This window comes from Sulfitobacter sp. PM12, assembly GCF_045586035.1.
In the GTDB taxonomy this organism is placed as follows: domain Bacteria; phylum Pseudomonadota; class Alphaproteobacteria; order Rhodobacterales; family Rhodobacteraceae; genus Sulfitobacter; species Sulfitobacter pontiacus.
On sequence record NZ_CP151529.1, the window covers coordinates 585,092 to 599,836 of the forward strand.

Consider the following 14,745-nt stretch of genomic DNA (forward strand, 5'->3'; position numbering starts at 1 on the left):
CCATGCGCATTGCCCAACCAACCCGAAGCCGGTCGCTTACCCTCATCCTCGCCGGGGCTGGCACTTTGGCCTTCTGGGCGCTTGATCTGCCGCTACCATTCCTTTTCGGCCCTATGGCCGCCTGTCTTATCGCGGCATTGTCGAACGTGCCGATCAAGGGCTTCGGTCAGGTCTCGGTGGCGGCGCGCACGATCCTTGGGGTGGCTGTTGGGGCTTCGATCACGCCTGATCTGTTTCACCAACTGCCACAAATGGCGATGTCGGTGGCGCTGGTCCCGGTCTTTATCGCGTTGATCGGGATTATCGGCGTGCCGTTCTTTCAGCATGTTTGGGGCTTCGACGCGCCGACAGCCTATTACGCCGCGATGCCGGGTGGCCTGCAGGACATGGTTATCTTTGGCACCGAAGCGGGGGGCGATCCGCGCGCGCTGTCCCTGATCCATGCCACGCGGGTGCTGATCATCGTTACCCTCGCGCCTGCTTTCCTGACGCTGGCTTACGGGGCGGGGCTGACCAATCCCATCGGCGCGCCGGTGACGGAACTGCCGGTGGGCGAGATGGCCCTGATGGCCGCGGCAGCCCTGATCGGCTGGAAGGGAGGAGAGCGGATCGGCCTTTTTGGCGCGTCGATCCTCGGCCCCATGATCGTCACCGCTGTCTTGTCACTTTCCGGCCTGATCCACAGCCGCCCGCCCGCCGAAGCCATCCTGGCCGCGCAGTTCTTTATCGGCTGCGGGATCGGCGTGCATTTTCTGGGCGTGACATGGGGCGAGCTGACGCGGGTGGTGCTGGCGGGCATCGCCTATGTGCTGGTGCTCGCCGTCTTGGCCGCAGGTTTCACCGGCCTCGTCACCTGGGCCGGATTGGGCAACCCGGTCGAGGCATTCCTTGCTTTCGCGCCGGGCGGGCAGGCCGAGATGACGGTGCTGGCCATCGTGACCGGTGCGGATTTGGGCTTTGTCATCACGCACCACCTGACCCGCATCGTGCTGGTGATCGTCGGCGCGCCGCTGGTTGCGGGGTTTATGGCGCGTAGACGGAAGGATTGATCATATGGATCGGTGCGCCTGCCGCATAGGCGTTCACCTGCGCAAAGATATCCGCGAATTGCTTGTCGAATTCGTCTTCGGTGACAAAGCCGATATGCGGTGTGGCGATCAGCTTGGGGTGTGAGAGCAGCGGGTCGTTGGGATCCGTTAACGGCTCAGTATCAAAGACATCCACCGCCGCCGCGCCCAGATGCCCGGCGTTGAGCGCTTGCAGCAGCGCGCCTTCGGCAATCAGCCCGGCGCGCGAGGTGTTCACTAATACCGAACGCGGCGGCATCGCACCGAGGTCGTCGGCGGTGACACTGCCGCGCGTCTCAGATGTAAGCCGCAGATGCAGCGAAACCACGTCACATGTGCCGAAAAAGGCCGCGCGGCTCTCGGGCACGGTCTCGCTATCGGCTTCCGCCCGCGCGCGCCCGGCCTCGGAACTCCACCAGATGACCTCCATCCCGAAGGCGCGGGCATAGTCCGCCACCACTCGCCCGATACGCCCATAGCCATAAAGCCCCAGCCGCCGCCCGCGCAGACTGCGCCCTACGCCCATCTGCCAGTTGCCTGCCTTCACGCTCGTCATCTGCTGCGGCAACTGCCGCATGGCTGCAAGGATCAGCGCAAAGGTCAGTTCCGCCGCCGCATGGTTGGCCCCATCCGCACCTTTGTTGGAACACAGCAGTACTCCCTGGTCGGTGCAGGCCGCGACGTCCACATGCGGATAAGCGCCACGCTGCGAGATCAGGCGCAGGTTCGGCAGGCGCTCAAGCAGCCCGCGCGTCACCTTGGTCCGCTCGCGAAAGAGCACGACGCAGTCGGCATCCTGCAAACGGTCGGCCAAGATGGCCTCGTCAGGCTGATGGTCCGTCCAGACGGTGACATCATGCCCCGCCAGCAGGTTAAAGCAGGGCAGTCCGCGCAGAGTGTCGAACCAGTCGTCGAGGATATGAACCTTCATCCCTGCACCCTATGCGGAAAGCGCGTTGATCGCTTTGCTCACCCGTTCATGCAGGATCAGCAGATCAGAGTCGCGATCTTTTTGCGTGTTGAGGCTGGCGATCAGCTCGGCACGCAGTTTTTCCAGATCACGGCGGGCGGTGTGGATTTTCTCGTAATTGGTCATCATTTGCTTCTCAATGGGACAACAGAACTGGGATTTTGATCTTTTCCAGCACCTCGGCGGTCACGCCACCAAGGAAATCTTCGCGAAACTTGGAGTGCTCATAGGCACCCAGCACCAGCAGCGAGGGGTCATGCCGCTCGCAATAGGACAACAGAGTCTGTGAAACCGGATGGGTTGTCGGAAAGTCCTCATGCACCGCTTCGACGCCGTGGCGGTCGAGGTGGGTCATCAGATCGGTGATCGGCCAGGATGTGCGTTTGCCCACCGTCAGAACGCTGACACGGCCATCGACCTCAAGCAAGCGCAGGCTGTCCGACAGCGCCCGCGCGGCGGCGCGCCCGCCGTCCCATGCCAGCGCCGCGTGGCTGTGCTGCGCGCCTGCGTCATAGCCCGCGGGCACCACGATCACCGGACGCCCGGACTGCAAGGCGATGCGATCAGGATGGTGGGTCACATGGGCGTCGTCACTCTCGGTCCGGGCACCGACGATCAGCATGTCATAGTACCGCGCGCCTTCGGAAAGCAGCATGTCGACGCGGCCGGTCTCCTCGCGGAAATCCAGCGCGTCGCCCAGACCGAGGGCGGGGCGGAGTTCTTCGAACCGGCGGATGACCTCGGCCAGGATTTCGCTGTTGGCAGCCTCCAACAGGGCGCGGGCCTCTTCGGGGATCCAGCGCGAGCGGCGGTCGATCACCTCATGCGCAGTATGCGCAAGGATCGCCGTGACATGCGCGCCGCGCTGTTTGGCCAGTGAGGCGGCATAGCGCAGCGCGGCGACGGAGGCGTCGGAGCCGTTGAAGGCGACAAGAAGATTCATCACGGGCATATCAGCGGCCCTCCCAGATGTGCGAGGGGACAAAGACGCAGCCATCCGCCAGCTTGCGGGCCGTCCGCAGCAGCCCGGCGGAGTTCAGCGCGAAGCCGTCCGACGTGTCGTAATCCACCAGCACGTCAATCGTGCCAGAGGCATGTTCAAGCACCACATCGGCGGGGCTTTGGCCGGGACGCTCAAGCAGACCGTCTGCCACACTGCCGGGGGTGAGCGCGCAGGAGGCAAGGCATTGCGCCCCGGTCACCGCCATGGAGGGGTGCGTGTTCCACGGCATGAAATAGCGCGTCGCGATGGTGCCACCGTTCTGGGCTGGGGCGAGCAGACCGAACTTGGGCGTGACGGATTTTGCCACGTCTCCCATGCCCATGGCGGCCCCGGCCTGAAGGCGGATGGCTTCCATACGGGCAAAGAAATCCTTGTTCGCGTCAAGCTCGGCGACGCTCTCATACCCCGTCAGGCCAAAGTCCGCCGCGCGGGCGATGACCATCGGCATGGCAACATCCATGCAGGTGACTTCGATCCCGTCAAAGGTATCGCGGATATTGCCCGTGGGCAAAAACGCCCCGGTCGAAGAGCCGACAACCCCCATGAAGTTCAGCGCCACGGCTGCACCGGCCCCGGGCACGCCCGCGATCTCGGTGTCGCCGTCATAGGTGAGCACACCGCCGGGGGTCAGCACTTTGGAGAGCACCTTGGCCCCAGTGTTGACGGCATGGATCTTCACATCCGTCACATCGCCGGTGGGCTGGACGAGGCCCAATTCCACCGCCGCAGGGCCAACACCTGACAGGATGTTTCCGCAGGTCGGTTTGAAATCGACCAGCCGATCCTCGACCGAGACTTGGGCGAAGAAATAGTCCACATCGGCCCAAACGTCCTCCGAAGGCGATAGCATTGCGACCTTGGTGGTGACCGCCGCGCCGCCGCCGATTCCGTCGATGTTGAGCGGATGGCCGGAGCCCACCACAGCGAGCAGCACCTCGGCGAGGGTTTCGCGGTCTTGGGGCAGATCCGCGCGGTTGAAGTATGGCCCCCGCGAGGTGCCGCCGCGCATGAAGAGATAGGGGATAGCAGTCTGTGTCATCTCTAAGCTCCTCAGTTCAGCGGCCAGGGCAGATCGACTGCGCCTTGCAGCAGACCCGGCGGGAAATCACGGTTGAGTGCCCCGGCCATGACGCACATCAGCGCGATGCCGCAGGCCGTCAGGATCAGGGTTTTCGGCCAATGCGCCTGTGCGCGGACCCGCAGGAAGCTGATCAAAAAGCCCAAAAGCGCGAGGATGAAGCCGACGAAGTATGTGGCGACGATCAACCCCACGAACCACGCCAGCGTGCTCCAGAGGCCATAGGGCGCATCAGCGTCCTCGCCCGAGACTTCCTTGTCGGCAAAGATCGCATCGCTTTCGGGGCGCAGGATCATCTGCACCAGCAAGATCAACAGTGCAGCCAAGGCGATGCCCCCCACGACCAGCGGCACGATCTTGTCGGTCATGTTGTAATCAGGGATCAGCGAGGCATTGATCAGCGCGGCCACGACGTAGCCCATGATGATCAGCAAAAAGACCAACGGCGCGCGTTTTGAGCCGGACTGAACATCGCCTTCAGCCATGATCGACTTGGCCTGACGCAGGCCCAGCACGACAGAGACCACGGTGACGATCAGCAGCACGATGACGATAGGGGAGAAGACATAGTCCATCCCATCCTCAAAGGATTTGCGGAACCGGAACGACGCGATCTGAAACGCTTGGTTCGAGAATTTCTCGACCGGGTTCGACAGCACGAAGCCGATCAGGAAGGCCGGGCGCGACCAGTCGAAGCGGCGCAGGAAGATACCGATCAGGCCGATCACGAAAAGCGCGAGAATGTCTTCGAAGTTCTGCCCCGACTGGAACGCCGCGAAGGAGATCAACATAAAGAGGAACGGCGCGAGGTAGGTGAAGCGGATCGTGGTCAGCTTGGCGATTCCGCCCGAGGCCGCGATGCACAGCAGCGTGCCGACGACGTTGGCCAGCGCCAGCAGCCAGACAATCGAATAGGTGATGTCGAGGTTGTCGCGCAGCATCGAGGGGCCGACTTCGATCTCGCCGGACCCCAGCAGGGCGATGGCGCCGATGAAAATCGCCATGGAGCCAGAGCCGGGAATGCCGAACAGCAGGGTAGGGACCAAGCCGCCGCCCTCTTTCGCGTTGTTCGAGCTTTCCGGCCCGATCACGCCACGCACTTCGCCTTTGCCGAAGTTCGATTTGTCCTTCGTCGTCTGAACGGCGTGCCCATAGGCGATCCAGTCAACGACTGACCCACCAAGGCCGGGGATGACGCCGACCACCACGCCGATTAGTGAGCAGCGGACCGACAGCCATTTGTTGGCCACCCAGTCCCGCACGCCTTCGCCCCAGCCCGCGCCGAGTTTGGCTTCTTTTGAAATCGCCCGATCTTGGCGCAGGAGCGATACGATCTCGGGCACGGCAAAGATGCCAAGGCCCACGATCACCAGTTTCAAGCCGTCTGTTAGATAGGGGATGTCATAGGTCGCCATCCGCAGGGAGCCGCCCGCATCAGCCTCGCCGATGGTGCCGATGAGCAGGCCAAGCCCCGCGGCCGCCAGACCTTTAAGCGCTACGCGCCCCGCCAGCACCGCCACCATCGACAGGCCGAGGATCGAGATCATCAGCATCTCGGGCAGGCCGAACGACAGGACGATGGGCCGCGCAACAACGATGAACAACGTCAGGAACGCCGCGCCGACCAGACCGCCGAAGAGCGATGAGGTGAAAGCCGCCGAAAGCGCCCGCGCGGCTTGGCCTTTCTTGGCCATGGGAAAGCCATCGAGCACCGTAGCTTGGCTGGCCGAAGAACCGGGGATGCCCATGAGGACGGAAGCGAAAGTGTCTGAGGTCGGCACGACCGCGACCATGCCGATCATCAGCGCCAGACCCAGCACCGGGTCCATGCCGAACATGAAGGGCAAAAGCAGAGACAATCCCGCGATCCCACCGAGGCCGGGAAAGACGCCGACAGCCAGGCCCATGACGACGCCCAACACCAGATATCCCAGTACTACAGGTTGCAAAATTAGAGCCCATGCCTGGCCAAGCGCAGGCAGAGCGGTTGCGAACAGATCCATCGCACCGACCTCGAAATGTTAGATTAAAGGGAGGGGGTGGCCCCGGGGCGCGCCCGGGGCCAAGAGGGTTTCGCTTACTTCAGCGAAACGCCATAGGCTTCTTGCAGCCAGTTGGTGACGAAGGCCTTCGCCTCCGCGGAGACGGTCGTGCCGCGCTGCGTCGCCTTTGCCGCGCCTTCACCTACGAAGACGGGGTATTTCCCGACGCGCTTCTCGGCGATTTGGGCAAAATCTTCGCGGTTGCGCACCGCGTCGAAGGCTGCCGTGTAGGTTTCGATCACGTCATCGGGCGTCCCTGCGGGCAGGAAGGCGATCTTTTGCACCGGAAAACCTGCGATGAAGAAGGCTTTCCACGCGTCCCAAGCCTCACCTTCGGTCTCACAGCCTTCGGTCGCTTCGCAGACTTCCTTAAAGGTCAGGATGTCGGGGAAGGTGGGGTCACGAACGATGTTGCCGTCTTCGTCCAGCGCGCCCCATGTCATCATCGGCACGGCTTGACCCTTTTCGACCAGATCGGCAGAGGCACCGAGGTAGCTCGACGAGGTCTGGTAGTCGATCGTGGCCTCGCCGCGCTCAAACATCAGACGGCCATCGCCACGGCCCTTGATGCCAAAAACCGGCTCTACATTCATGCCCAGCATTTCCCATGCCAGCAGCGGCACGAGGTCAAGGCGCGTGGCCCCTTGCGAGCCGTAGATGAAGTTGATGTCTTTAAGGTTATTGGCGGTGCCATCCAATTTCTCACCGTCCGCGGGGTTCAGATAGGCGACCCCGCCGGTGCCCGATGCCATGACAGGCTTCCAGTCGCTGTACTCATACCGCACGCGCGGATCGTCCAGCAGATAGGGGAACTGGGTCGAGCCGGAGGTGCCGAAAAGGACCGTGCCCTCGTCATGCTCTTGCTCTTGGAACCAGTTGGCGCCTTTGGTTGAACCCGCGCCCGGCATGAATTTGACCACGACGGTGGGGTTGCCCGGAAGTTCCTCGGACAGGAGCGGCGCAAAGAAGTTGGCCCATTTGGCCGAGCCGCCGGTTTCCGAGAAGGGGATGACCCACTCGATGGTTTTCCCTGCAAAGTCGACTTCGGCCAGCGCCGGGGCGGCAAGGCAAGCAGCAGATACAGCGGTTGCGGCGAAATACTTGATAGTCATTGGTGTCCTCCCGTAGACATTCTGTACCGGTCAGACTTTCACGTCTGCCGTAATTCGTATTTGTTTCAGGGAACGAATCCCTCCTCCAACACGGGCACACTGCCTTTCCAACCTTGCGCGAAACTTGCGCATCAGGATTAAGTTTTAATCATGCGCATTGCAGTCATCGAAGACAATGAGGCTCTGGCACAGGGAATTGCCCATCGCTTGCGCGATCGGGGCCATGCGGTAGACCTGCTGCATGACGGGGAAGATGCTGACATTTTCTTGCGACATGAGGGGGCTGACCTGATCGTGCTGGACTGTAACTTGCCCGGTTGTGACGGGCTGGAAGTTCTGAGCCGTCTGCGCCGCCGTGGCGATGGCACGCCAGTGATCCTGCTGACCGCGCGGGCGGAGACTTCAGAGCGAGTAGCAGGGCTGGATGCCGGAGCCGATGATTACCTGACCAAACCCTTCGAGATGGATGAGCTCGAGGCCCGGCTGCGTGCCATGGCGCGGCGCAAAAACCTTGAGTTCGCCGCCCGCGACGCGATTGGCCCCTTGGTCTTTGACCGCACGAACCGGCAGCTGCTGGAGGGGGAGCAGCCACTGGCTTTTCCTCGTAAAGAACTGGCGACGCTTGAATGCCTTCTCGAAAGGCGCGGGCGGATTGTCTCGAAATCCCAACTGATCACCCACGTCTATGGCACCGGGGCCGCGCAGGAAGACAGCGCCATCGAGCCGCATGTGTCCCGTCTTCGCAAACGGTTAGAGCCCTTCGGCATCCGCATCAAAGCCGCCCGTGGGCTGGGCTATATGTTGGAGGTCGACAGCGCATGACCTCGATGTCGCTGCGCTCTCGGCTGTTCATGCTGATCCTGCCGCCGCTGCTGCTGCTTTCGATCGTTCTGGGGTTTTGGCGCTTTGAAGTGGCGCAGCGCACCTCTGAAACCCTGTTCGACCGGAGCCTGCTGGCCGCGGCCTTGGCAATCTCTCGCGATGTGGCAATCTCAGGCGGGGATGCGCTTTCTCCCAGCACGCGGGATTTCGTCTCGGATGCCGGGGGCGGTGAGCTTTTTTACCATGTCACGGGCCCAGGTGGCATCTACATCACCGGCTATGCCTATCCGCCGGTTTCCGGAGGCCGGGCGGGCGAGGATCGGCTGAACTACACGATGGCGGAATATCGGGGCGAGCCTGTGCGGGTTTTGCGGATGGCGGAGAGCACGACCATCGGCAACCTCACGGGCGATACGATTGTCACGGTCTGGCAAAGGGACAGTGATCGCAATGCTTTCGCCGCCGCCTTGGCGCGCCGCGCGGCGGCGTTGATCGCCAGCCTGATGGCGGCCCTTGCTTTGGTGGTCTGGTTCGGGGTGAAGATCGGCCTGCGCCCCTTGAACGATTTACAAGACGCGATCCAACACCGATCCCCCGATGACCTGCGCGATATCCGCCGCCCGGTCCCGGCTGAAGTCTTTGGTATTGTCGCCACATTGAACCGGCTTTTCGGGCAGGTGCGCCAGAGCATTGAGGACCATCAGGTCTTTATCTCCAACGCCGCGCATCAGCTGCGCAACCCCGCCTCCGCACTGTTGTCATTGGCCGAGGTTTTGCCGGATGTCAGCGACCCGCAAGAGCGTCGACTGCGCGAACGCGAATTGATTGCCGCCGCACGTAAATCGGCGCGGCTCGCCAATCAGTTGTTGTCTCTCGAACGGTTGCGCTACGACGAGACGTCAACATTCGATAGACTGGAACTTAACGCTGTCGCTGCCGAAGTATGCAGTGACTTTGCCCCGACGGTCCTGTCGCGGGACATAGGCTTTGGCTTCGAGCCATGTTCGGAGCCGCTACCGATCAATGGTGACAATGTGCTGCTGGGTGAGGCGATCACCAATCTACTTGAAAACGCGCTGTCCCATGGGGGCCCAGGCCTCTCAGCGATCCGCGTGAGCACCGTGGCCGAGGCGGGGTATGCGGTGCTGACCGTACAAGATGACGGCATCGGCATCCCCAAAGACAGCACGCAGGCCGCGTTTCAACGGTTCGGTCAATTGAGCGAAGGGGAGGGCAGCGGGCTTGGGCTTGCCATCGTTCAGGATGTCCTGCGCCGTCACGGTGGTGACGTCGAGCTGTTGCCGCAGGAGCGGGGGTTGGTCGTGCGATTGAAAGTTCCGTTGGTGTCGCCGGTCGCAAAGCCCTGACACAAACCGCGCGCTGCTCGTTACTCTAATTCGTGTACCCAGTTACATAGGTAAATGCATCGGTCCTGTCGAGCGCGTCACTTCTGAGTGAAAATCAACACTCAGGTGGCAAATATGGTAATCTCGAAGTCACGGGCATCCGCAAGAAACTTTGGCTTACCGATGCACGGCAGAAAGGCCGCATGCATGTCTGGGAAAAGTTTGACGCGCAAAAGAATAGACAAGGCAAGGGGGAATGAAGGAACGGCCCAAACCGGACTCTCAACACGCAATACGTATGCTGCAGTGCGGCCATTCAAAGGAGACATTCGCTGCGATCGTGAGTAACAAGGGCTTTAAGTGTATCGCGATGGCAAAGCCTGCATCAGAAACAGACAATTTGTCGCAGAAACCTTTGAGCACCCTCCGTGGGATCGACCAGCGCATTGGCGCTACCCCAGAACGCAACCGTTATCTGAGAACTAAGTTGAAGCTTTAAGGTCACGCTACATCGTCACATGAAATTTCCCCTATTCCGAGTAAATGCGCGATATTTGTTGCATTGACGAATAGGACGTTTTGCCCCCGAAATGTGCTCTGAATACCCAACACACCGGAACTGCAAGTTCACCGAAACACCTGCGAGTTTGAAGATTGGAGCCATGCCTCGAAGATACTTGGTATCACATCGACCAGCCAGATCGGTTTCCCAACCGTTTGATCAGAAAATCAATGAATATCCTTGTTTTGGGGGTCAAAACATTGGAGCGGGGATAGACCAGCCAAAGGACCGTCGCTTCGTTCAGGGACCATTCCGGAAGCACTCGGACCAGGCGTCCAGCCGCGATTTCGTGTTCGATGTTCCACAGCGAACTGATTGCAATTCCGACACCTGATACCGTCGCCTCGCGCTGCGCGTCGCCGTCATCGACGATTGTGCGGCATGTCATGGCTTGCGGATCAAGCTTTGCAATTTCACCCTCGGTGCTAAGCAATTCCCGTGGTTCAAGGTTGGACCATGCAATGAAACGGTGGTTCAACAGGTCGGACGGGTGCGTGGGCGTACCGTGGGCGTCCAGATAGCCTGGCGATGCACACAGAACGCGAGTGTCATCCGACAACTTTCGCCCTTTCAAACTGCTGTCCGCCAGCGGGGCATTTCTAAGGGCCAAATCAAAACTGCCTTCGATGGCATCAAAGCTGGTATCCGACAGGCGCAAGTCCAGGGTCAAATCGGGGAAAAGGTGTTTGGAATTCGGGTAAGAGCGGCATGATATGCAGTTGTGCGAAACTGCTGGGCGCGGCAAAGCACAAGGTGCTATGGGCACCGACACCCTTGCCGCCCAACGCCGCCTATGCGGCCTCTGACTGCGCAAGAATTTCGCGGGCATAGGGTAGAAAATCCGCCCCTTCCAGTGACAATGAAACCTTGCGGGTGGTGCGGCGTAGCAGCTCCGCCCCAAGCTCGGTTTCCAACTTGGCGAGGCGGGCGCTTGCCACGGCAGGTGCAAGGCCAAGTTCACGACCCGCAGCGCTGATATTGAGCCGCTCTGCTGCCATTACAAATAATCGCAGGTGATCGGTGTCCATCGATTATACCCAAAATCAAGAAAGTGAACTCCACTATCGGCAGTTTATTGCGCGAAAAACAAGGTATAAATTCGCATCCTAAGGATGACATCAACTCAAGGCTTTTGCGGTAATCCGCCGAGCAGACTGGCCCGATCATGATGGAAAGGAGTCTCTGGTGACACAGACCGGAACCGTAAATTATCACGTCCACAAGCCGTTTCGGCAGGCGTTCGAAATTGATGTGGATGGCATTGCTGGCAACCTCATCGAGCCGGAGTTTTTCGCTGCCAAGATCGCAGTGAAGGATCAACGGAACTGCGAGGCCGCCACGGAATTTGCAGAGGATGGCTTTGCTTTTGCCAACTCCCCAACGGCTATATTGGATTTCAAAGGTGGCAATTGGCAAAGCCAATATGATGCCGAACTGGCCGATCTATTGGAACAGGAAGTTGGCGCAAAAGAGGTGATCACCTTTGATCATACAGTCCGCATCGATGATCCGCAGGCCAAGCGCCGCCCGGCCCGCCACGTCCACAGCGATTATAGCCGCGAGGGTGCGGAAAGGCGTCTTGTGGATATTCTTGGCCCCGGACAGGCCGATGAATGGGCGCAGGGTCATTATGCCTTTATCAACGTCTGGCGCCCGATCGCGAACCCGATCAATTCGGCTCCGCTTGGCTTCGTTCGTCCCTCGACTGTTAAAGAGGCGGATTGGATCGTGATTGACTTGATCTACCCCGATCGCAAAGGCCAGGTAATGGGGTTGGCAAAAGACGACGCGCACGAATGGGTTTACCGCTCACGGATGACGCCGGACGAGGTCGCGTTTTTCAACATCTACGACAATTCCGGCCGCCCCTGCGTTGGCCACAGTGCGATTGATCTGGTCGAGGACTCGACAGTCACGGCGCCCCGCCAAAGCATCGAGAGCCGTACGTTGGTTCGCTATTAAAGAGCGCCCCCCCGCGCCTTGCACACCTGAGGAGACATTCACATGACCAAGACAATTCTTATCACCGGCGCGACGGACGGGATCGGCCTTTTGACAGCCAAGACGCTGACTGCTGAGGGCCACAACGTCCTGTTGCACGGCCGCAGCGCGGATAAGTTGGAAGCCGCGGCACGCGAGGTCGGGGGCACTCCGGAAACCTATCGCGCTGACCTTTCGTTGCTGGAGGATGTTAACGCCTTGGTGGCAGATGTCCGTGCCAAACATGACACCCTGGATGTGTTGATCAACAATGCCGGTGTTCTGAAGGTTCCCAACACACAGACGGACAGCGGGCTGGATGTGCGTTTCATGGTCAACACAATCGCGCCCTGGGCTTTGACCATTGGACTGCTGCCGATCATCCCAAAAGACGGTCGCATGGTGGGCCTTTCCTCAGCAGCACAAGCGCCCGTCAACATCAAGGCCATGCGCGGTGAGCAACAGCTTGGCCACAATGAAGCCTACGCGCAAAGCAAGCTGGCGTTGACAATCTGGTCGCAGGAATTGGCGCGCGAACACCCCGACGGGCCGGTGTTTGTCTCGGTTAATCCGGGGTCTCTTCTTGCCACAAAAATGGTCAAGGAATCCTATGGAATGGCGGGCAATGACCTGCGGATCGGGGCGGACATCCTGCGCCGTGCGGCAGTGTCCGAGGAATTCGCCAATGCCTCGGGGCAGTATTACGACAACGACGCAGGACGCATCGCACGGCCCCATCCCGCCGCCGCCGACCGCGCACATGTCGCGCAACTGATGGCGGCTATTCGCGAGTTGGCTGGCACCTGAGGCGTCCCAAAACGTTTGCCGATCAAGGGGATTGCGCATTAAGCTAAGAGTCGGGAGGAGACGTGATGAGAGGTTTCATTACCTCAAATCAAACGGATGCGATTGCCGCGTCCTGGGACCGGTGTGCGCGGCAGTATAACCTGCGGCACGATACCGGGCGGCCTATCATGCGCCTCCAATCCTCCGAAGTTGCCCCCCGACTTGAACAGATTGTCGAGAGCACCGGCGGCAGGCAGGGCTTCTTTCAACATCTCGCTTCGGTCGCGGGCGAAATCGGTCATTGTCTGGTTGTCACCGACGCCGATGGCGTCTCTGTTCGGATTGAGCATAGCGGGGCGACGAGTGGCTCTGACGGATGGAACGGCATCGCCCTTGGGTCATGTTGGGACGAACGCGTGGCCGGTACAAACGGCGTATCCATGGCCTTGCGGACGGGGCACGCAATCACTGTGCGCGGTGCGGATCATTACTTTTCGACGCTCAGACAGTTCGCCTGTACCGGCGTTCCGGTTCTGGATGCCAACGGGGGGATGATTGGTGCAATCAATCTTGTCTCTGTCGATCGGGGCAATCGCGCGGATTATCTGTTTGGGCAGCAGCTGTTGGCAAATACTGCGCATCGCATTCAGCGCAACCTGTTTGAAAAGGAATTCAACGACGCGATGCTTGTGACGGTCTCGCGTGTGGGGCGTGATCACGTCCTCTCCGAAGATGCACTGGTCGCCGTGAACGAGGCAGGGATGATTATCGGTGCCACTTCGACCGTTTCCGCCTGCCTTGACGGTGCAAACGCTGCATCGCTGAGAGGTCAGGCGTTCGAGGCGATCTTTCACGTCGACAGCAATCGGCTGGTGAATGTGCCCGAGAGGGTACTTTCGATTCCAGCCAATCATGGGGCCGCCGTGAACCTGACGGTTGCTATGCCAAAGACCGCCGCACCCCAACGGGTGTCCAAGCCGCTGCCGCCCGGCCCTGCGCGCAAACAGCGCTTGCCGCCATCGCTACAGCAGTTGGCGACCGGAAGTCATAGCATGGCTGCCGCCTGTCGCCGTGCGCGAACCATGTTGGAAGACACAGCCATGCTGCATCTGGAAGGCGAAACCGGAACCGGGAAATCCGCGCTTGTGGCCGCATTGCTGCAAACCGATGCCCCTGACGCACCGGTTTTCGATCTGGATTGTGCGACGCTTGGCGAGAGTGACGCCGACACAGACCATTTGCGCAGGGTCATTGAGCAAGCCCGCGTCGTTTCAAGAATGTCCTATGGCAAGGGTGCCCGCGCGACATTGGTGTTTGACAATGTGGACGAGTTGCCGGGCGCTTCGCAGGCAGAGCTGCGACGTTTCCTGAATGAACAGGAAGAACACCGCCACCAAACGGATGACCATGGGCATGACCGCCGCCTGCGTGTGGTTTCCACCAGCCGCAAACCTTTGATAGACGCCGTCAACGCGGGGCATTTCAGAGACGACCTATTTTATCTACTAACAGGCTCAAAGGTCTTCCTGCCCCCCGTCCGCAGGCGTGAACATCCCGAGGTTCTGGCACAGGCCCTGTGCGCGCAGCTGACTGGTTGTAACGTCACCTTCAGTGCCGAGGCCAAAGATGCGCTTTGTCGCCTACCGTTCCATGGCAATGTCCGCGAAATGCGCGGCGCGCTTCAAAACGCACTGGCAACGGCGCAGGACAACCGGATCAACCTGCTTGATTTGCAACAAGCCTGTGTTGGCGCTCCTCTGGCCTCTGCGATACCGGAACCGGTTTGCGCCATTGTACCCGCCAATCCGGTAACCGCATATGACGAACGCAGCATGATCCTTGATGCGCTCGCAAACAGCCGGTGGAATGTCAGCGAAGCTGCTCGCGTACTTGGCATGGGGCGCGCAACGATTAACCGGAAACTGAAGTTATACGAGATCCGGCGGCCGACCTGAAGCAGGCCGGCCCACCGTCGCG

At 60.4% G+C, this 14,745-nt stretch carries 12 protein-coding genes and 1 pseudogene; 6 read left to right on the forward strand and 7 right to left on the reverse strand.

Translation table 11 applies throughout. From position 1 onward, the window contains the following. The first annotated feature begins 2 nt into the window (after window positions 1-2). Window positions 3-1,049, forward strand: a complete 1,047-nt coding sequence (locus AADW22_RS02750; protein ID WP_407474202.1) for an AbrB family transcriptional regulator — start codon at window positions 3-5, stop codon at window positions 1,047-1,049. On the opposite strand, the gene AADW22_RS02755 is transcribed toward AADW22_RS02750, so the two are convergent. The 6 genes from AADW22_RS02755 to AADW22_RS02780 form a co-directional block, all read right to left on the reverse strand. After that, window positions 1,024-1,998 (reverse strand): D-2-hydroxyacid dehydrogenase family protein, encoded by a 975-nt coding sequence (locus tag AADW22_RS02755; RefSeq protein ID WP_407474203.1) that lies wholly within the window; start codon window positions 1,996-1,998, stop codon window positions 1,024-1,026. The two genes, AADW22_RS02750 and AADW22_RS02755, sit on opposite strands and share 26 nt — an antisense overlap. 9 nt (window positions 1,999-2,007) lie before the next feature. Continuing rightward, complete coding sequence (locus tag AADW22_RS02760) at window positions 2,008-2,166, reverse strand: hypothetical protein (protein ID WP_184583071.1); 159 nt, start codon at window positions 2,164-2,166, stop codon at window positions 2,008-2,010. A gap of 7 nt (window positions 2,167-2,173) precedes the next feature. Then, a complete protein-coding gene (locus tag AADW22_RS02765) occupies window positions 2,174-2,989 on the reverse strand; it encodes a universal stress protein (RefSeq protein ID WP_184583070.1) in 816 nt (271 codons plus the stop codon). A gap of 1 nt (window position 2,990) precedes the next feature. Next, window positions 2,991-4,079: a 4-oxalomesaconate tautomerase gene (locus AADW22_RS02770; RefSeq protein WP_407474204.1), complete on the reverse strand. Its 1,089-nt coding sequence runs from the start codon at window positions 4,077-4,079 to the stop codon at window positions 2,991-2,993. Window positions 4,080-4,090: 11 nt separating this feature from the next. Next, on the reverse strand, window positions 4,091-6,121 hold the full coding sequence (locus AADW22_RS02775) for a tripartite tricarboxylate transporter permease (RefSeq protein WP_260004933.1): 2,031 nt from the start codon (window positions 6,119-6,121) through the stop codon (window positions 4,091-4,093). A gap of 74 nt (window positions 6,122-6,195) precedes the next feature. Beyond that, a complete protein-coding gene (locus AADW22_RS02780; RefSeq protein ID WP_407474205.1) occupies window positions 6,196-7,272 on the reverse strand; it encodes a tricarboxylate transporter in 1,077 nt (358 codons plus the stop codon). Window positions 7,273-7,422: 150 nt separating this feature from the next. Here AADW22_RS02780 and AADW22_RS02785 point away from each other — a divergent pair, with 150 nt between their 5' ends. Further along, window positions 7,423-8,094, forward strand: coding sequence for a response regulator transcription factor (locus AADW22_RS02785; RefSeq protein WP_005851808.1), 672 nt, complete (start codon window positions 7,423-7,425; stop codon window positions 8,092-8,094). Then, window positions 8,091-9,461, forward strand: coding sequence for a sensor histidine kinase (locus tag AADW22_RS02790; RefSeq protein WP_184583067.1), 1,371 nt, complete (start codon window positions 8,091-8,093; stop codon window positions 9,459-9,461). Before AADW22_RS02785 ends, AADW22_RS02790 begins: the two co-directional genes overlap by 4 nt. A gap of 662 nt (window positions 9,462-10,123) precedes the next feature. On the opposite strand, the pseudogene AADW22_RS02795 reads toward AADW22_RS02790, so the two are convergent. Next, a pseudogene (locus AADW22_RS02795) lies at window positions 10,124-11,030 on the reverse strand (LysR family transcriptional regulator). 157 nt (window positions 11,031-11,187) lie between these two features. Here AADW22_RS02795 and AADW22_RS02800 point away from each other — a divergent pair. The 3 genes from AADW22_RS02800 to AADW22_RS02810 all read left to right on the forward strand — a co-directional run bounded on the left by AADW22_RS02800 (window position 11,188) and on the right by AADW22_RS02810 (window position 14,723). Beyond that, a complete protein-coding gene (locus AADW22_RS02800) occupies window positions 11,188-11,964 on the forward strand; it encodes a CmcJ/NvfI family oxidoreductase (protein ID WP_407474206.1) in 777 nt (258 codons plus the stop codon). Between the two features lie 42 nt (window positions 11,965-12,006). After that, window positions 12,007-12,789 (forward strand): SDR family NAD(P)-dependent oxidoreductase, encoded by a 783-nt coding sequence (locus AADW22_RS02805; RefSeq protein WP_407474207.1) that lies wholly within the window; start codon window positions 12,007-12,009, stop codon window positions 12,787-12,789. Window positions 12,790-12,956: 167 nt separating this feature from the next. Then, window positions 12,957-14,723: a sigma-54-dependent Fis family transcriptional regulator gene (locus tag AADW22_RS02810; RefSeq protein WP_407474208.1), complete on the forward strand. Its 1,767-nt coding sequence runs from the start codon at window positions 12,957-12,959 to the stop codon at window positions 14,721-14,723. Window positions 14,724-14,745: the final 22 nt, after the last annotated feature.

Bases quoted from the DNA above. Each gene is read 5' to 3' on its own strand.
- AADW22_RS02750 (WP_407474202.1), top strand. From the start codon at position 3: ATGCGCATTGCCCAACCAACCCGAAGCCGGTCGCTTACCCTCATCCTC.
- AADW22_RS02755 (WP_407474203.1), bottom strand. From the start codon at position 1,998: ATGAAGGTTCATATCCTCGACGACTGGTTCGACACTCTGCGCGGACTG.
- AADW22_RS02760 (WP_184583071.1), bottom strand. From the start codon at position 2,166: ATGATGACCAATTACGAGAAAATCCACACCGCCCGCCGTGATCTGGAA.
- AADW22_RS02765 (WP_184583070.1), bottom strand. From the start codon at position 2,989: ATGCCCGTGATGAATCTTCTTGTCGCCTTCAACGGCTCCGACGCCTCC.
- AADW22_RS02770 (WP_407474204.1), bottom strand. From the start codon at position 4,079: ATGACACAGACTGCTATCCCCTATCTCTTCATGCGCGGCGGCACCTCG.
- AADW22_RS02775 (WP_260004933.1), bottom strand. From the start codon at position 6,121: ATGGATCTGTTCGCAACCGCTCTGCCTGCGCTTGGCCAGGCATGGGCT.
- AADW22_RS02780 (WP_407474205.1), bottom strand. From the start codon at position 7,272: ATGACTATCAAGTATTTCGCCGCAACCGCTGTATCTGCTGCTTGCCTT.
- AADW22_RS02785 (WP_005851808.1), top strand. From the start codon at position 7,423: ATGCGCATTGCAGTCATCGAAGACAATGAGGCTCTGGCACAGGGAATT.
- AADW22_RS02790 (WP_184583067.1), top strand. From the start codon at position 8,091: ATGACCTCGATGTCGCTGCGCTCTCGGCTGTTCATGCTGATCCTGCCG.
- AADW22_RS02805 (WP_407474207.1), top strand. From the start codon at position 12,007: ATGACCAAGACAATTCTTATCACCGGCGCGACGGACGGGATCGGCCTT.
- AADW22_RS02810 (WP_407474208.1), top strand. From the start codon at position 12,957: ATGCGCCTCCAATCCTCCGAAGTTGCCCCCCGACTTGAACAGATTGTC.